Origin of the sequence: Neorhizobium fuzhouense (assembly GCF_042611105.1) — a bacterium.
Taxonomy (GTDB): Bacteria; Pseudomonadota; Alphaproteobacteria; order Rhizobiales; family Rhizobiaceae; genus Neorhizobium; species Neorhizobium galegae_A.
Genome location: NZ_JBHFFP010000004.1, coordinates 50,686 through 68,309, shown reverse-complemented (window position 1 = coordinate 68,309; position 17,624 = coordinate 50,686). Strand labels below are relative to the sequence as shown.

Below are 17,624 nucleotides of genomic sequence, written 5' to 3'. Positions count from 1 at the left end.
CAGCCCGGCTTGCGCCGGGTCGTGGCTCGCAAATCCGGTAGGCAGATGCATATTTTCCTCAAGATTTCAGACGGACTGTCGCGCTTCGGTGCCATCTTCGCAGGCATCAGCCTTGCTGCGCTTGTGCTGATGGATGGTGCGGAAGTGCTGCTGCGCACGTTCTTCTCGTCATCCCTGTCCTTCGTCGTCGAATATAACGGCTATCTGCTTGCGGCCGTGCTGCTCGGCGGCGGTGGGCAGGCTATCCGCGAAGGTGGCCACATTCGTGTGGCCATGCTCCCGCAGGCTCTCGGCAAGGGGGCGGCGAGGGGCCTCGACATAGGCTGCACCATCGTCGGCATCGCGCTTGCCGGCTATCTCTGCAGCGCCCTGGCGATGCTCGCTATCGGCAGCTTCCGCTACGGCACGGTGTCGTTCTACGCGAGCGGTACGCCGCTCGGTTATCCGCAGGCGGCAACGGCGGCGATGCTGGGCATCTTCGTCATCTCTCTTGTTGCACGCCTCATCCGGCTTCTGGCCGGCCTGGAACCCGAGCTGCGGCCGGATAGCGCCGAAACAGGCGCAGGAGCTCACTGATGGCGATGGTCACGATTTTGCTCCTGGCTCTGGTGCTTCTCGGCTCCTCGGTCTGGGTTGGGTTGTCGCTGGTCGGTATCGGCGTCATCGGGCTTGAGATCTTCAAGACCATGCCGGTGATCCGTCTGCTCGGCCAGGATGTCTGGACGAGCCTCACCTCACCGGAGTTGGTGGCGCTGCCGCTGTTCATCCTGATGGGCGACATCCTGTTCCACACCCGGCTTGCCGAACAGCTTTTCCGCGGCCTTGCGCCCTGGGTTTCGCCGATCCCCGGTCGGCTGCTGCACATCAACGTGCTCGGCAGCACGATCTTCGCAGCCGCATCCGGTTCCTCGGCAGCGACCGCTGCCACCATCGGCAAGATCACCTTGCCGGAACTGCTGCGCCGCGGCTACCAGCCTTCCATCGCCATGGGATCGCTCGCCAGTGCCGGCGCGCTCGGCCTGCTGATACCGCCAAGCCTTGTGCTGATCGTCTACGGCGTGCTGACCGGGGTTTCGGTACTCGAACTCTTCACGGCCGGCATCGTACCGGGCCTGTTGCTGGCGTCCTGCTTCAGCCTCTACGTCATGATCCACGCCATCCTCTTTCCGAATGTGGTGCCGGACGAAAAAATCACGATGACGCTGGCTGAAAAGCTCAAGGCCACCATTGGGCTGCTGCCGATGGTGTCCCTGATCCTCCTCGTCATCGGCTCGATGTATGGCGGGATCGCGACGCCGAGCGAAGCGGCGGTCATGGGCGTGTTCGGCTCATTGGCCATTGCAACCTACGAGCGCGTGCTGACCGTAAAACTGCTGATGGCGGCCACGGCATCCTCAGTGCGGACCTGCGCCATGCTGGGCCTTATCCTCGGCGGGGCTCTGTTTCTCGCCAAGGCCATGGCCTTTCTCGGGATACCTGGTCAGGTCGGGGCATTCGTCGCCTCTCTCCATTTGTCACCGGTCGCGTTGATCGCCGTGCTGATCGTCTTCTATGTCATCCTGGGCTGCTTCCTGGACGGAACATCGATGATCGTGATGACGCTTCCGGTCACGTTTCCGCTCATCAATGCGGCAGGCTATGATCCGATCTGGTTCGGCATATTCCTGGTCCTTGTCGCCGAAATGGGCGCCATCACGCCGCCGGTCGGCTTCAACCTCTTCGTCGTCCAGAACCTGACGGGTGCGAGCCTTGGCGCCGTGTCGAAGTCGATCATTCCCTTCTTCCTGGTCATGGTCGCCTTCACGCTGCTGATCACGCTCTTTCCGCAAATCGTTCTGTGGCTGCCGAGCTTGATCTAGGAGGCCGCGGAAAGAGCGCATGGGCAGCCACGCTTTGCGACACACGACGAGCCTTCACGCGCCGCGCGCTCCGGCTCTGTCGAATGATCGCCAGAACTCAACAACATCACCAAGCAAAGGGGGAATATGATGAATATCGGTGTCTTCATTCCGATCGGAAACAATGGCTGGCTGATCTCGACGGAATCGCCGCAATACAAGCCCAGCTTCGATCTCAACAAGCAGGTGGTCCAGAAGGCCGAACAATACGGCTTCGACTTCGCGCTCTCGATGATCAAGCTGCGCGGCTTCGGCGGCAAGTCCGAATTCTGGGACTACAATCTGGAGTCGTTCACGCTGATGGCGAGCCTCGCGGCCGTTACCAACCGTATCAAGCTCTTCGCCTCGACCGCCGTCATCACGCTGCCGCCGGCAATCGTCGCGCGCATGGCGACCACCATCGATTCCGTGGCGCCTGGCCGCTTCGGTATCAACATCGTCTCGGGCTGGCAGATGGCGGAATATGACCAGATGGGCATGTGGCCCGGTGATGACTATTTCGGATATCGCTACGACTATTCGAGCGAATATGTCCACGTCTTGAAAGAGCTCTGGCAGAACGGCCAATGCACCTTCGACGGCAAGCACTTCACCATGAAGGATTGCATGATGAAGCCGATGCCGGAGAACAAGATCGAGATCGTCGCGGCCGGCCAAAGCCCGCGGGGCATGGAATTTGCCGCGCAATATGCCGACTACAATTTCGTGCTCGGTGTCGGCATCAACACGCCAACCGCCTATGCTGCCGGCAATGAACGCCTGATGGAAGCTGCAGCCAAGACGGGCCGCGATGTCGGCGCCTATGTGCTGTTCATGGTCATCATGGACGAGACCGACGAACTGGCGATGGCCAAGTGGCAGAAATACAAGGACGGCGCCGATATCAGCGCGCTCGCCTGGATGGCCGACCAGGGCAGCAAGGACGCCAATGCCGATGCGTCTTCCACCGCCAAGTCGATCAATCTGCCGGAAGGCGCGGTCAACATGAATATCGGCACCATCGTGGGATCCTACGAAACCGTCGCGAGAATGCTCGATGAGGCCGGCGCGGTGGCGGGCACCAAAGGCCTGATGCTGACCTTCGACGACTTCCTGATCGGCCTCGACCAGTTCGGCCAGCATGTGCAGCCGTTGATGAAGACCCGGTCCAATATCCAGATCGCGGGCGAATAGGCTGGAAAGTCCCGAGAACGACCGTTCCAGGCTGCTTGCCACGAGGGCAAGGTCTGGAGCGTGCTTCGACAGGGGGGACGGCACGCGCGTCCGCGCCGGACCCGACTGTCGACCAATCCGGGTGTGCAGGCACCCTCTGCAAAGGATCGAGCATGTCTGAGAATTTGATGGAGAATTACCGGAAGGCCTATGACAACCGGGTCGGTTTCGGTAAGTCGCCGGCGCTGGTTTTGGTCGATTTCGCTGAGGCCTATTACGAGCCCACGGATCCGCTCTATGCCGGCGTCGATGAAGCCCTGGCAAGCGCCCTCAGGATCCGCGAGGTCGCGCGGGCCAAGAAGATCCCCATCATCCTGACGGGCGTACTGCTGCATCCAAGCGGCGCCGACGGCGGACGCTTTTTCCAGAAGGCAAAGCCGCTCAAGGCCTTCACGGCAGGCAATCCGATGGGTGCCTTCGCCAAGGGGCTCACGCCCTATCCGGACGAATTCGTGGTGATGAAACAGTATCCGAGCGCCTTCTTCGGCACGTCGCTGGCGTCATTGCTGACGTCGCTGGGCGTCGACAACGTCATCCTGACCGGGCTTACGACCAGTGGCTGCGTTCGCGCCTCCTGCGTCGATTCCATGTCGCATGGTTTCATCACAACGGTCGTGCGCGATGCCTGTGGTGATCGCCATCCTGGCCCGCACGAGGCCAATCTGTTCGACATGAACGCCAAATATGCGGATGTGGTGACGGAAGACGAAATCGTCGCTCACCTGCAGTCGCTGTAGCCGACTGCTCTTGCCGCTTTCCTCGAAGAAAGGCCGGCTGCGTGATGATCACGCAGCCGGCCTTTTCGTGCCGTCAGTCTCTTCAGGCGCTCGCCGCCAGTTCGGCAGCAGATGCGCCTGCGAGCATGCCGAGCGTCACGGCCATGCAGAGGCCGGCGGCCGGCAGGTAGCCGTTGCAGCCGGTGCCGGAAATGCTTTCAGCCGTGCCGCCCCCGGCAAAGAGGTTCGGCAGCGGCGTGCCGTCGGCGCGGATCACCTGCGCCTTGCTGTTCACCTTCAGCCCGCCTTGCGTATGAAACAGTGCGCCCGTGGTCTTTAGTGCATGCAGGGTGCCGGACAGCGGTGCGGACTTGCTGAAGTCGCGACCGAAGGGGCACGCCATCTCGCCCCGGGTCATTTTCTCGACCTCGGCGAGGGTGTCCTTCAGGGCGTCAGGGGGAACGCGAATGAGCGCTGCCAGCTGATCGGCGTCGGGTGCGGTCCGGACGCCGCCGAGGGTAACGAGATCCCTGAACTCCGGCAGGTTCTCGACGATGGCGCGCCGGGCATCGTCGAAGATGATCCAGCCCGTGCCCTCCGGCTGCGCCAGGATGTTCAGCGCCTGGGCCGAGATATCGGCATTTTCATTGGAGAAGCGCTTGCCCTCGATGTTGACGGTGACCGCGCCGTTCATCACCATATCGTAATTGGCGATGATGCCATAGGGCTCCGTCAGCGCACCATAGCCCTGGAACGCATCCATGCTGCCGAGGGCGGCGCCGAGGTCTCTGCCCCATTCGATGCCTTCGCCCTCGTTGCCCTCGTGGCCGAAATAGCGGTAGTTCGCCGCCTGGCCGAAGCTCGGAATATAGGTCTTTACCATTTCGAGATTGGCGCCGAAGCCGCAGGTGGTGAGCACGAGCGTCTGGCAGCCCACCAGTTCCTCGCTGCCGTCGGCGCGCCTCACCCGCACGCCCACCACCGTGTTGGTCTCGTCGGCAAAGACCTTGTCGACATGGGCTCCGGTGACGAGATTGACGCCTGCCTCTTCCGCAGCCCGGATCAGGGCGCCATGGAGCTCTTCGCCGCGCTTGGAGGGCACGCCATGCATGCGGTTGACGGAATGGCCGAAGAAGCCGCCCCAGGTCAGGTTCATCTCGAAGGGGATCTTGTGGTTCTCCACCAGCCAGTCGATGGCGCGGCCGGCATTGTCGGAGACCGTGCGCGCCAGATCGGGATTGGCGGTGCCGCGCGTGCGCGCCATGATGTCCGCGTAGAAACGCTCCGCATCGTCCTCGATGCCGGCGGCCCGCTGGATCTTGCTGCCGGCGGCGCAGACATAGCCCTGCGACATGCTGGTGCTGCCGCGCGGCGTCTCGTCGCGCTCCAGCAGCAAGACTTCGGCACCTGCGTCGCGGGCGGCGAGCGCAGCGGTCAGTCCCGCAGCGCCGGCGCCGACCACGACCACCGGGAATTCGACATCAAACGCGACGGCCGATCTGTCCAGACCAGACATGATTCACTTCCTTCCAATGCTGATTGAGAAATGTGTGAGCGCGGCCGATACCGCCGGCCCTCCCTGCGCGTGGCATCAATGATACTCCTCGCCGCCGGAGACGTTCATGGCTTCGGCCGTGATGTAGTCTGCCGCCGAAGAGCATAAAAAGACCGCGGCCTTTGCGATATCGTCCGGCGTGCCCGTCCGGCCGAGCGGAATGCGGGCGCGCATCTCGGCAAGATACTGGTCCTTGGTCTGGCCGCGAGCGGAGGACATGAAGTCGTTCTGCCAGCTGCCGAGCCCCGTGGTGACGTGGTTGGGGCAGATCGCATTGACCGTGATCCCGTGCGGCCCGAATTCGATGGCCGTCGAGCGGGTGAGGCCGATCATGCCATGCTTGGAAGCCGTGTAGGCCGTCGCCAGCGCAAATCCCGACTTGCCGGCCTGGGAGGCGATGTTGATGATCCGCCCGCCCTGGCCCTGGGCGATCATCTGCCGGGCCGCATGTTTGGTGGCAAGGATCGCGGCCCGCAGATTGACGCCGAGCACCGCATCGAGATGGCTTGCGTCGATCTCGGTCGTGGGGCCGAACAGGTAGCCGATGCCGGCGTTGTTGACGAGGATATCCAGCCGGCCAAAGCGCTCGACGGTCGCAGCGACCATGTTTTCGATCGCCGCCTCGTCCATCAGATCGCCGGTGACGGTGGCGATTTCCGTGCCGGTCTGGGAACGGATCTCTTCCGCCATCGCTTCGAGGTCCGACGAGGTGCCGATGCCGTGCGACGGCGCGATGTCGCCGGACAGGCTGCCGCGATCGTGCAGCATGACGCAGGCGCCGGCATCGGCGAGATGCCGGGCGATCCCCTGGCCGAGCCCGCCGGGTCTACCCGAACCGGTTACGAGCGCTACCTTGCCCTTCAGAATTTTCTCCATCGGTTCACGCCTTCAGCTCGGTGGTGGTGACGAAGATCGGGTTGTCGGCGAGCGCCTGGAATTCCGCGGCGATCCGCTTCATCGTATCGGTGGAAACATCGGCGCCGAACTGGGTTTCATCGGCAATGTCGACCACTTCGATATACTGGTAGGGCGGGGCCTCGCCCGATCCCATGACGCCGGTCGCCTGGAAAACGCGGAAGCTTTCGATCGACGGCAGCGCGTTGACGACGGGAAGGTCGGTCGTCTTCGCCCATGTTTCATAGTCTGCGACGGTCACGCCGGGGCGCAGGTTGAACAATACGATCACTCTCATCGTGGGTCCTCGTGTGATGGCGCTGACCATGCGGCCAAAGCCGGGTCAGCGGTTGTAGCGTTGCTCCAGCGCGTCGCCGATGACGGCGAAGGCGAAGACGGTCAGCGAGATGGCGATGCCGGGAAAGACCGAGGTCCACCATTGGCCAAGCACGATGTCATTGGCCCCGGTCGAGATCATCAAGCCCCATTCCGGATTGGGCGGACGCACGCCGGCGCCGACGAAGGACAGGCCTGCGGTGAGCAGGATGGCAAAGCCGATCGTGACGGAACTCTGCACCAGCGAGGGTCCCATCGAATTGGGCAGCACGTGTTTCATCGCGATCATCAACTCGCTCTGCCCGAGCGCCCGCGACGCCTCCACCATGCCCTTGCTCTTCTGCGCCATCACCTCGGAACGGGTCAGCCGCACATAGATCGGTGCATAGAGCAGCGACAGGGCGACGATCACGTTGGCGATCGACTGGCCGCCCAGCGCCACGAGGATCATCGCCGAGATGAACACCGGGAAGGATTGCAGGACGTCGGAGACCCGCATCATCAGCTCGGTCAGCGGATTGCGGAAATAGCCGGCCACGAGCCCGAACGGAATGCCGATCAGCATGGCGAGGAAATTGGATGCAAGCGCGATGGACAGATCGATCCGCGGGGCACACAGCACCCGCGAGAAGACGTCGAAGCCGGAGGAATCCGTGCCGAACCAGTGGATGGGTTCTGCAGCCGTACCCGTGAGCGTCCCCCAGAGGAGGGATGGGACATCGCTCAGCGCCGGCGGCGGCATGTTCGGGATGAAGGAACTGTCGACCGGATCGTATGGCACGATATATTCGCCGAAGGCCGCAAGGATCAGCGCGCCGAGCGCGAAAACCACCGCGAAGGTCAAAAGCGGTGAGATGGCCGGTCGCGCTTTTGGCGGCAGCTTGCCGATGGCGGACGAAGCGGATGTGATGTCGCTCATGAATACACCACCCTTGGATCGATGACGGCATAGAGGATGTCGAGCGCCAGGTAGATCAGCAGCGAGATCGCCGTGATCACCAGGACGATGCCCTGGATCGAGGGATAGTCGAAGGCGAGAACCGAGCGGACGGCGTACTGGCCGATGCCGCCGAGGGAATAGACGCTTTCCACCAGCACGGCGCCGCCGAGCATGACCCCGTAGAGGATGCCCACGAGGGTAATCGTCGGGGCAATCGCTGCGCGCATCGAATACCGGGTCACCTGTGACTGCCGCAGCCCCGCGGCATTGGCATACAGGATGAAGTCCGACGCCTGAGCACGGATCATGCTCTGTCGCGCCATCTTGATCACCGGGCCCGAGAGCACGAAGACCATCGTCAGGATCGGCAACATCAGATGATGGAAGATATCGATGAGTGCCCGGAAATCGCCGGCGATCACCGCATCGAGTGTGTAGAAGCCCGTGACACGTGGCGGAGGGATCAGGAGCGGATCGATCATGCCGAGCGGCGCCGGCGCCACGTTCAACTGGGCGAAGAAGATGAGAACGAACAGCAGTCCCCACCAGAACTCCGGCTGCGAGCCGCCGAAGAGGCCGTAGACGAAGACCGCCTTGTCAACGAACTTGCCCGGGTTCGACGCGCTGGCGACGCCGACCGGAATGGCGATCAGCAAGGTTACCACGAAGCTGTAGGTCAGGAGTTCAAGCGTGGTGGGCAGCGAAGCGCCGATTTCGGACACGACGCTGGCATTCGTCAGCCACGAGGTGCCGAGATTGCCCTGGAGCAGGCCGGGACCCGAGCCCAGCCCGAGATATTCGAGCAACTGGGTGACCACCGGCTTGTCGAGGCCGAGACTGCGTTGGGCCTGGGCGTAGGCTTCCGGCGAGGCGTTGAGGCCGACCAGGCGGGAGACGGGGTCGGCCGGAAGCATCCGCACCAGAAAAAACACCGCAAGCGTCAGGCCCAGCATCTGCAGCGCGCCGATTGCGAGCCGCTTGAGGATGAACTTTCGGATCATGTCGCACTCCGGTTGAAACCGGGGCCGCGGGTGGCGGCCCCGCAAGACACATCAGTAGTGCAGGTCGTAGAGCAGCAGCGAGTTGCTCGGGTTCCAGGAGAGCCCGCTCAGCTTGTCCGAATGGGCCCACTGGGTCTTGAACTCGACCAGCGGCAACCAGGCGAGATCATGCATCAGCGTCTTCTGCATGTCGGCGAGGATCGCATCGCGCTTGGCCGTATCCGGTTCGACGCGGGCCTTCGCCCACTGCGCATCCAGATCCGCATTGGCATAGTTCATCATGTTGTTGAGGCCGCCGGCCGCCTTTGACACGAAGAACAGCTGCATGGCGTAGCCGGTATCGACGCCGATCGGCTTTTCCTGGTCGTTGACGGCGAAGGCGAGGTCCTTCTTGACGATCTGACGGTCGCCATACTGCGTCTGCGGAATGGGATCGAGCGTCACCGGGATGCCGATCGCCGTCAGCGCGGTGCGGATCTGGTTGACGATCGGGCCGAGCGTCGTTTCCTTTTCCGCCACATAGGTGAGCTTGAACTTGTCGGCATACTTCTCAAGACCCTTGCCGTCGGGGAAGCCGGCCTCGGCCAGCAGAGCCTTGGCCTTCTGCGGATCGTAGCCATAGGGCGGCGCGTATTTGACGAAGCTCGGATAGGTCGAGGCGACGACGCTTTCCCACTGCTTGGCCTGGCCGCTATAGCCCACGTCGATGATGCGCTGATAGGGCATGGCATAGCCGATTGCCTGGCGCAGCTTGATGTTGTCGAAGGGGGCGGTGTTGAAGTTCATCACCACGAACAGGCCTTCGTTGCCGGTCACACCACTCACCTTGACGCCAGGCATCTTGCGCAGGCTGTCATACTGGTTTGGCGTCATGCCCTGGATGAGCTGAGCCTGGCCAGAGCGCAGGATGCTGATGCGGTTGCCGCCCTGCGGCACCTTGCGAATGATGGCGGTCTCGATCGGCGCCTTGCCGCGATAATAGTTCGGGTTGGCCTTGAAGCGGATTTCCGAGTTCTTCACCCAGTTGTCCAGGCAGTAGGGCCCGAAGGACGGCAGGTTCGTATTGTTGGCGTAATCGTAGCTCCACGGATCGGCGGCCGTCGCGTGAGCCTTCATCTCCTTGGAATCGAACACGCCCTGCGAGATCGTCACGGCCATGTTGACCAGCAAGAGCGGATTGGGCGTTTCCTGCGATACTTCGACCGTGTAGTCGTCGATCTTGCGAATGCCCTGGCCGAGACCCTTCTTCGCCTTCTCGGCAACCGCCTTGTCGGTGCTGAAGACATCCTGGGTGAAGCCCTTGACGCCCGACATGTTCATCAGGAACCAGGCGTTCGGCACCGCGCCGCCGACATTCAGCGCGCGCTCGTAGGTGTACATCAGGTCGCCGGCGGTGAGGGTGTTGCCCGCGCAGCTCTTGACGTTCTTGCGCACATGAAGCGTCCACTTGTAGGTCGCGGGATCGTAATCCCAGCTTTCAAGCAGCCGCCCGGTCGGCTTGGTAAAGTCCGGCATGATGATGCCGTCTTCATTCGGCGCGGATTTGTACTCATAGGCGACGAGCGGCTCGAGGAGTTGCATCATGCCGAGCTGGGTGGTCGGAATCGCAATCGACGGACCATCGATGTCGAGCCCGGAGGGGACGTCTTCGGCAAGGAAGACGAGGGTGCCGGGCGCCTGCGCGTTTGCAGACGAGACCGGGGCAAGCAGGGTGCTTGCGGCCAGCGCAGCAAGGACGCTTCGCTTAGCGGATTGACGCAGGAATACGGGAAGGTTCGAGCATGCATGCATTGAGAGTAGTTCCCCTTATTGGATTTTGCATACGAATTCATAATTCATTCGAACGCGTTTGGCTGTCAAGGCACCCGGAGAAAGAAAGATCGCGTAGCTTACGCAATTCCGCCCGGTATCGTTGCGGTTTGTTGTAGGGCCTGCTTGAGAATTACGGTTGACAAGGGCGGCGCGCGCTATTTGAATACGAATTCATAATGAAGTTCGGTTCGCAGAAAAACAACGCTCAGGGGAACACGAATGACAGCTCAACCGGCCGCACCCGACCTGGGTCGCGACCTTCTCAACGTGCGTGACCTGACGGTCGCTTTCGATGGAAAAAAGGCGCTCGACGCCGTCAGCTTCGAGGTCCGCAGGGGCGAGATCGTCGGCCTCCTGGGAGAGAGCGGCAGCGGCAAATCTACCGCCGCCTATGCTATGCTCGGCCTCGTCAAGCCGCCCGGCAGGATTACCTCCGGCACCGTGATGCTGAACGGGCAAGACCTGCTGTCGCTTCCGGCAGCCGAGCTTCGCACTGTGCGGGGAAAGGACATCGGCCTGATCGTCCAGAACCCCCGCGCCTCGCTTCATCCGATGATCAATGTCGGTGCGCAGATCGGCAATGCCTGGCTGGCGCACCAGCCGAAAGCGGCCCATGAGGCCCGGGCGCGGGCTATCGAAATGCTGCGACTGGTCGGCATCAACGACCCCGAGCGGCGCCTCGATGCCTTCGCCCACGAACTCTCCGGCGGCATGGCGCAGCGCGTGCTGATCGCGATGGCGCTGAGCTCCATGCCGGGACTGCTGATTGCCGACGAACCGACCAGCGGGCTCGACGTCACGATCCAGGCGCAGTTCCTGGATCAGCTCTGGAAGACGGTACGCACCACCCAATCCTCCGTCCTGCTCGTGACGCAGGAAGACGGGATCGTCGCCAATTATTGCGACCGGGTGGTCGTGCTCGAACAGGGCCGCATCGTCGATCAGGACGAGACCAGGGCCTATTTCAAGCGACGCCGGACGACGCATCACAGGGTGGAGGCATCCGCGGCCATGCCTGCGGCCTCCAGTGACGACGATGCCCTACCAATCGTGGATGTCGCGTCGCTGTCGAAGTCCTTTCCCATCAGCAACAGCACCAAGCGTGTGCATGCGGTCAATGATGTCGACCTGACGATCCAGCCCGGAGAGGCGGTCGGGCTTGTCGGCGAAAGCGGATCCGGCAAATCGACGGTCGGGCGTCTGATCATCAAGCTTGCGGAGGCCGATGACGGGCGCCTGTCGTTCAAGGGGCAGGATCTGCGCGTCATCCGGGGCGCGGCGCTGAAGAAGGCCCGCGCAGAGATGCAGATCGTGCTGCAGGATCCCTATGACAGCGTCGATGCCCGCTGGACGATAGAACGCATCCTGTCGGAGCCCCTGGAGATCCATGCCGGGCTCACCCGCACGCAGCGCGCCGCGCGGATCCGCGAATTGATGGCGCTGGTGGAGCTCGATGAAAGCATGTTGTCGCGCCGACCGAGGGATCTTGGCGCCGGCGCCCTGCAGCGCGTCAACATCGCGCGGTCGCTGGCGACCAAGCCGGAATTCATCATTCTCGATGAACCGACGTCTGTCCTGGCGCCGTCCTCGCGCGCCAGCCTCATTGCCCTCTTGCGGCGCCTGCAGTCCGAACTCGGCCTCTCTTTCCTGTTCATCTCGCACGATCTTTCCACGATCAGCCAGGTCTGCGACCGGGTGGCGGTGATGTATCTCGGGCAGATCGTCGAAATCGGGCAGACGCGTGAGCTGTTTGAAAACCCGCGCCATCCCTATACGCGGGCGCTGATTGCGTCCCACCTTGCGCCGGACCCGGAAAACCGTCGTGTCGACCGCGAGAACGAGGATTCTCTTGCCGGTGAAATCCCAAGCCCGGTCGATCTTCCGGAGGGCTGCTTCCTCTACAGCCGTTGCTCCTATCGTGTCGATCGCTGCCAGCGTGAGCGGCAGGTGCTCAAGAGCGATGTCACGGGCCGCCGGGTGCGCTGTTGGCGCGCGCAGGAGCAGGCGGATCTGACGCAGGACATGCCGGGAGCGCGCAATGACGTCTTCGTCTGACGAGATCCTGATCATTGGCGCCGGAGCCTCCGGCGCAGCCTGCGCCTGGCGCCTGGCCTCTGCCGGCTTTCGCGTCACCTGCCTCGAACAGGGCAACTGGCGCGATCACACGGACACCCCGACGACGCGCGACGACTGGGAACTGACCCGCAATTTCAACGACCACTGGTCGCCGAATGTCCGCGGCTTGCCTGAAGACTATCCGGTCAACGAGGATGACACCCCGATCCAGCCGGTCATGTTCAACGGCGTCGGCGGCAGCACCATCAAGTGGGGCGCGCAGTTTCCGCGCTTTAGGCCATCGGATTTCCGCACCCGCAGCCTTGATGGGGTGGGTGACGATTGGCCGATCGATTACTTTGATCTCGAGCCCTATTACGACATCAACGATCGGATCATGGGCGTCTCGGGGCTTGCAGGCGATCCGGCCAATCCGCCGCGCAGTCCGCGGCCGCTTCCGCCGCTTCCGCTTGGCCCCGGCGGCGAGCGCATGGCCAGGGCCTTCGACCGGCTGGGCTGGAACTGGTGGGTCTCGGATGTCGCGATTACCAGCCGCACCTATCGCGGCCGCGGCGCCTGCAATCATTGCGGCCCCTGCGACATGGGTTGTCCGCGGCTGGCGCGGGCAAGCGCCGACATCACCTATTGGCCCGCAGCACTGGCGGCGGGCGCCAGGCTCGTTACAGGTGCGCGGGTCTTCGAGATCACCACCGATGCAAAGGGACGGGCGACCGGGGCCGCCTATTATGACGAAAACGGCGCGGCCCGGCATATCGCGGCCGGCACCGTCATCCTCGCGGCCAATGGCGCCGGCACCGCACGCCTCCTGCTCCTGTCGAAATCAAAACGGCATCCCGAGGGGCTCGCCAACCGGTCGGGCCTTGTCGGCAAGCGGCTGATGCACCACCCGACCGGCATGGTGTCGGCGGTCTTTCCCGACATGGAGCGCAATTTCGAGGGCGCCTTCGCCTGCACGCTGCTCTGCCAGAACTTTTACGAGACCCGGTCCGAGCATGATTTCAAGCGCGGATACCAGATGCAGCTGGTGCGCTCCGAGGCGCCGCTCACCTTTGCGCTCGGCGGTCATCAGCCGCGGCTGCCCTGGGGGGAGGGGCATCACGGCGCCTTCCTGGAGCGCTTCGGCCGCACCGCAAGCCTGACGGTGACAACCGAGGACCTGCCCGAGGAAAGCAATTTCATCGATCTCGACCCCGACCTGAAGGACAGTCACGGCATTCCCGCCCCGCGCTTCCATTACCGGATCTCGGACAATACCCGCCGCATGATCGAACACGGCATCGCCAGCGCGACCCGCGCCTTCGAGGAGGCCGGTGCCACCGATATCAAGGCGCAGCGCCTGCTGCGCTATACCGGCTTCCATTTGCTCGGTACGGCCAGAATGGGCGAGGATCCGGACCGTTCGGTGGTCGATGGCGACTGCCGCGCCCATGACTGCGACAACCTTTTCATCATCGATGGCAGCGTCTTCGTCACGGCCGCGGCTCTCAATCCCACCCCGACGATCCAGGCGATTGCGCTGAGGACCGCAGACCGCATCATCGCGCAGCGGCGCTTACAGGAGACGCCGGCAGGACTGACCAGCAAGGGTTGGCGACAGACCATGGCGGAGGTCACGCAATGACCACGGACAGGGACCGGCTGCGTGCCTGCCTTCTCGATACGCTCATTCCCGGCGGCAAGGGTTTTCCGCCCGCATCAGGGGTCGCTCGCCTGGAACGCCTTGCGTTTCGCCCGAACTGGACGACGGCACTCCAGGCAGTGATGAGCGCACTCCCGGAGGGGTTTGAAACGCTAGACACCGCGGGCCGGCGCGCAGTTCTGGAGGGGCTGGAGCAAACCATGGCGCCCGCCTTCCAGACGCTGATCGAGGCGCTCTACAGCGTCTATTATACCGATCCGCGTGTTCTCGCGGCCGTTTCGGAACAAACGGGCTACCGCAATCCTCCCCAGCCGGCCGGCTATGTCATGGCGCCTTTCGACGACTCCGTCCTGGCGACCGTTCGCAACCATCCACAGAGCTGGCGTCCGACGACGCCTGAGCGCAGCAAGGACAGGCATGATGAGTGAACAGGAAAATCCGCTTCCGTGGCTGATCGATCGCGTCGTCGCGACGCATTTCGACCTTCTGCCGGCCGAAACGGTGGAGCGGGCAAAGACCTTTCTGCTCGACACGTTCGGCGTCGGTGTTGCGGGCAGCCACGGGTTCAAGATCGATGGCATCATCCGCGTCGCGTCGAGTTGGGGCACAGGCGACGAGGCGACGGCCTGGGTGACCGGCGAGCGCCTTCCGGCACCGGCGGCCGCCTTCGTCAACGCCTACCAGATCCATAGCCTCGAATATGACTGCGTCAACGAGGATGCGGTTCTGCATCCGATGGCGACCATCCTTTCCGCGGTCATGGCCTATTGCGAGCGGCGTTCGGCGCAAGGTAATCCGGTGAGCGGCCGTGACTTCATCACGGCCATGGTCATGGGCGTCGATGTCTCGATCTTCATGGGCAAGGCAGCCCGCGGGCCGATCCGCTTCTTTCGCCCCGCCGCTTCCGGCGGCTTCGGTGCTGCGGCGGCGCTCGGCAAGCTGCAGGGCTTTGACGCGGAGACGATCATTCGCACGCTCGGCAATCAGTACGGCCAGTCGAGCGGCACGCTGCAGCCGCATGTGGAGGGCTCGCCCCTGCTCGGCATGCAGGTCGGCTTCAACGCGCGGGCGGCCATCGCTGCCTGCGATTTCGCGGCAAACGGCATTCTGGGCCCGAGCGACGTGCTGACGGGGCGCTACGGCTATTTCCGCCTGTTTGAAAACGGCGAGTTCGACGTCGCCCATGGCAAGCGCGAACTGCTCTCAGGTTTCCAGATGGAGCGCATGTCGCACAAGCCGTTCCCGTCCGGCCGCCTGACCCATGGCGTCATCGACGGCCTGAACCGGCTGTTGAAGGCCCATGGCTTTGCGCCGGACGATATCCAGTCCATTACCTGCATCGTTCCGCCGCTGGTCAACCGCCTGGTCGGGCGGCCGGACATTCCGGCGCCCGCTCCGAACTACGCCAAGCTCTGCCTCGCCTTCGTTGCCGGCACCTTCCTCAACCACGGCGTGGTGGATGTCGACCAGTTCATCGGCGAGGCGATGCTGAACGATCCGCGCACCCATGATTTTGCATCGCGCGTGACGGTGATCGAAGTACCCAACCCCGACAACGCGGCCATGACACCGCAGACGGTGAGCGTCGTCCTGAAATCGGGCGCCGAACACAGCGTCGATCTCACATCGGTCTATGGCCACCCGGATTTCCCGCTGACGCGCGAGGAGAACATCGACAAGTTCTGGCGCTGCTGGAGCCGCGTGCCCGCCCTTTCCACGCAGAAAGGCGACGAACTGATCGCCCTAGTCGATCGCCTGGAAGAGGTGGAAGACGTGGCAGAGGTGGTCCGGCTTCTTGTCGCCTGATCGAGGAAGGCTGCACACTCGGCGAACCGGCAAGGCTGAGGCTTGCCGGTCGCTGATGCTCCGCCTTCACTCTCGCGCTGAAAAGGGCTGATCCAGCAGAAGAAGATGCCCTGCCAGAATTCACCTTAGCCGCGCAGCGGCGCCTTGCCCAAGATCATGTCGGAAGCCTTTTCCGCGATCATCATCGTGGGCGCCGACGTATTGCCGCTGACGATCATCGGCATGATGGAGGCATCAACGACGCGCAGCCCATCGATGCCGCGCACGCGCAGCTCGGCGTCGACGACGGAGGCGTCATCAGATCCCATGCGGCAGGTGCCAGTCGGGTGGAAGGTCGTGCCGGCACTCTGGCGAACCCAGGCATCGATGGAGGCATCGCTTTCCATGTCGGCAGCAACAGGCGAGATCGACGCTGCCCGATAGGACGCCATCTTAGCGTTCTCGCCGATGCGATAGGCAAGCCGCACACCGTCGCGCATGACCTGGCGGTCGAATTCCGACGAGAGATAGGCCGCATCCATGCGCGGCTTGGCGCGCGGGTCTTTGTTAACGATATGCACCTCGCCGCGGCTTTCCGGCCGAAGCTGGTAGAAGCTGATCAGATAGCCGTGACCGCCTTGCCCGGCCCGCGTGGTTTCGAGATTGAGCCCCGGCACGAAGGTCATGTGGATGTCGGGTTCATCGAGGTCCGGTCGCGTCTTCAGAAAGCCGCCCGCCTCCAGTGGCACGGCGGAGGCGGGGCCGGTGCCGAAGAGATAGGCTTGCGTCAGCGCACGGATCGCCCTGTCCGGCCTGAACAGCGAAAACAGCGTGACCTTCTGGCTGGCCGCATATTTCAGATAGACCCCCATGTGATCCTGAAGGTTACGGCCGACTTCGGGCCTGTGCAGCACCGGGTCGATGCCGAGTGCCTTCAGCCTGTCAGCGTCGCCAATGCCTGACAGTTGCAGGATCTGCGGCGAGTTGATGGCGCCGGCGCTGAGGATCACTTCGGCGCGCGCCGTGATCGTTTCGAGGGCGGAACCACGGGATAGCTTGACGCCGGTGACGCGTCGCCCATCCATGGCCAGCCCAAGCACATGGGTCTTGGTCCAGACGGCAAGATTGGAGCGCGACAGGACAGGGCGCAGATAGGCGGTGGAGCTGCTGGCCCGGCGGCCGTTCAGCACGTTGAAGTCATAGACGCCGAGGCCTTCCTGCACCGCGCCGTTGAAATCGTCATTGGCGGGCATGCCCTCGTCATAGCCGGCCTCCAGGAAGGCCCTGTATAGAGGGTTGTCGGCCTTGGCGCGCTCGACATGCAGCGGGCCTCCCTGACCATGAAACCTGTTCTGCGGTCTTTCCGGATTATGCTCGGCCCGCTTGAAATAGGGCAGGACATCCTCATAGCTCCAGCCGGGCAGGCCCATCTGGCGCCACAGGTCGTAATCGCGACGGGTGCCGCGCATGTACATCATGCCGTTGATGGTCGAGCAGCCGCCCAGCACCTTGCCGCGCGGCCACTTGATGACGCGGCCGTCCAGACCCTGTTGCGGAGTGGTCTCGTAGTGCCAGTTGCTCGGCTTCCAGAAATAGGCAGCCCCGGCAAGGAGGGGAATGGAAAAGACCGGGTTGCGATCCGAGCCGCCGGCCTCGATCAGGAGAACCCGGTTCTTGCTATCCTCGGACAGCCGGTTGGCCAGAACGCAGCCGGCAGAACCCGCACCGATGATGATATAGTCGAACGCCTGCATGCTGCT

At 63.2% G+C, this 17,624-nt stretch carries 15 protein-coding genes; 8 read left to right on the top strand and 7 right to left on the bottom strand.

Going from position 1 to position 17,624, the window contains the following annotated elements:
* The first annotated feature begins 45 nt into the window (after positions 1-45).
* The 4 genes from ACEXP3_RS09085 to ACEXP3_RS09070 all read left to right on the top strand — a co-directional run bounded on the left by ACEXP3_RS09085 (position 46) and on the right by ACEXP3_RS09070 (position 3,847).
* The gene (locus ACEXP3_RS09085; RefSeq protein ID WP_377296961.1) at positions 46-576 is read left to right on the top strand and encodes a TRAP transporter small permease; all 531 of its coding nucleotides are present in this window, start codon (positions 46-48) and stop codon (positions 574-576) included.
* Entirely contained in the window at positions 576-1,859 is a 1,284-nt protein-coding gene (locus ACEXP3_RS09080) for a TRAP transporter large permease (protein WP_377296960.1), read from the top strand. The genes ACEXP3_RS09085 and ACEXP3_RS09080 overlap by 1 nt, the downstream gene beginning before the upstream one ends.
* Before the next feature lie 129 nt (positions 1,860-1,988).
* Positions 1,989-3,071 carry a pyrimidine utilization protein A gene (rutA, locus tag ACEXP3_RS09075; RefSeq protein WP_377296959.1) on the top strand — a complete coding sequence of 361 codons (1,083 nt, stop codon included), beginning with the start codon at positions 1,989-1,991 and terminating at the stop codon, positions 3,069-3,071.
* Between the two features lie 152 nt (positions 3,072-3,223).
* On the top strand, positions 3,224-3,847 hold the full coding sequence (locus tag ACEXP3_RS09070; RefSeq protein ID WP_377296958.1) for an isochorismatase family protein: 624 nt from the start codon (positions 3,224-3,226) through the stop codon (positions 3,845-3,847).
* Between the two features lie 82 nt (positions 3,848-3,929).
* Here the strand turns inward: ACEXP3_RS09070 and ACEXP3_RS09065 are convergent, their stop codons facing one another.
* From ACEXP3_RS09065 to ACEXP3_RS09040, 6 genes are all read right to left on the bottom strand, one after another.
* Entirely contained in the window at positions 3,930-5,342 is a 1,413-nt protein-coding gene (locus tag ACEXP3_RS09065) for an FAD-dependent oxidoreductase (protein ID WP_377296957.1), read from the bottom strand.
* 75 nt (positions 5,343-5,417) lie between these two features.
* Positions 5,418-6,257 carry an SDR family NAD(P)-dependent oxidoreductase gene (locus tag ACEXP3_RS09060; protein WP_377296956.1) on the bottom strand — a complete coding sequence of 280 codons (840 nt, stop codon included), beginning with the start codon at positions 6,255-6,257 and terminating at the stop codon, positions 5,418-5,420.
* Positions 6,258-6,261: 4 nt separating this feature from the next.
* Positions 6,262-6,573 carry a RedY/HapK family protein gene (locus ACEXP3_RS09055; protein ID WP_377296955.1) on the bottom strand — a complete coding sequence of 104 codons (312 nt, stop codon included), beginning with the start codon at positions 6,571-6,573 and terminating at the stop codon, positions 6,262-6,264.
* A 45-nt stretch (positions 6,574-6,618) separates the two neighbouring features.
* Positions 6,619-7,530 carry an ABC transporter permease gene (locus ACEXP3_RS09050; RefSeq protein WP_377296954.1) on the bottom strand — a complete coding sequence of 304 codons (912 nt, stop codon included), beginning with the start codon at positions 7,528-7,530 and terminating at the stop codon, positions 6,619-6,621.
* Entirely contained in the window at positions 7,527-8,552 is a 1,026-nt protein-coding gene (locus tag ACEXP3_RS09045) for an ABC transporter permease (RefSeq protein WP_210106973.1), read from the bottom strand. Before ACEXP3_RS09045 ends, ACEXP3_RS09050 begins: the two co-directional genes overlap by 4 nt.
* A 51-nt stretch (positions 8,553-8,603) precedes the next feature.
* Positions 8,604-10,343, bottom strand: coding sequence for an ABC transporter substrate-binding protein (locus tag ACEXP3_RS09040; protein ID WP_377296953.1), 1,740 nt, complete (start codon positions 10,341-10,343; stop codon positions 8,604-8,606).
* Between the two features lie 240 nt (positions 10,344-10,583).
* On the opposite strand from ACEXP3_RS09040, the gene ACEXP3_RS09035 reads away from it, so the two are divergent.
* From ACEXP3_RS09035 to ACEXP3_RS09020, 4 genes are read left to right on the top strand one after another with little or no spacing between them, the layout of a single operon-like run.
* Positions 10,584-12,419, top strand: coding sequence for a dipeptide ABC transporter ATP-binding protein (locus ACEXP3_RS09035; RefSeq protein ID WP_377296952.1), 1,836 nt, complete (start codon positions 10,584-10,586; stop codon positions 12,417-12,419).
* Complete coding sequence (locus tag ACEXP3_RS09030) at positions 12,403-14,061, top strand: GMC family oxidoreductase (RefSeq protein WP_377296951.1); 1,659 nt, start codon at positions 12,403-12,405, stop codon at positions 14,059-14,061. The genes ACEXP3_RS09035 and ACEXP3_RS09030 overlap by 17 nt, the downstream gene beginning before the upstream one ends.
* Positions 14,058-14,507 carry a hypothetical protein gene (locus ACEXP3_RS09025; RefSeq protein WP_377296950.1) on the top strand — a complete coding sequence of 150 codons (450 nt, stop codon included), beginning with the start codon at positions 14,058-14,060 and terminating at the stop codon, positions 14,505-14,507. Before ACEXP3_RS09030 ends, ACEXP3_RS09025 begins: the two co-directional genes overlap by 4 nt.
* Positions 14,500-15,885, top strand: coding sequence for an MmgE/PrpD family protein (locus tag ACEXP3_RS09020; RefSeq protein ID WP_377296949.1), 1,386 nt, complete (start codon positions 14,500-14,502; stop codon positions 15,883-15,885). The genes ACEXP3_RS09025 and ACEXP3_RS09020 overlap by 8 nt, the downstream gene beginning before the upstream one ends.
* 125 nt (positions 15,886-16,010) lie before the next feature.
* Here ACEXP3_RS09020 and ACEXP3_RS09015 read toward each other — a convergent pair whose 3' ends face one another.
* Positions 16,011-17,618 (bottom strand): GMC family oxidoreductase, encoded by a 1,608-nt coding sequence (locus ACEXP3_RS09015; protein ID WP_377296948.1) that lies wholly within the window; start codon positions 17,616-17,618, stop codon positions 16,011-16,013.
* Between the last annotated feature and the right edge of the window lie 6 nt (positions 17,619-17,624).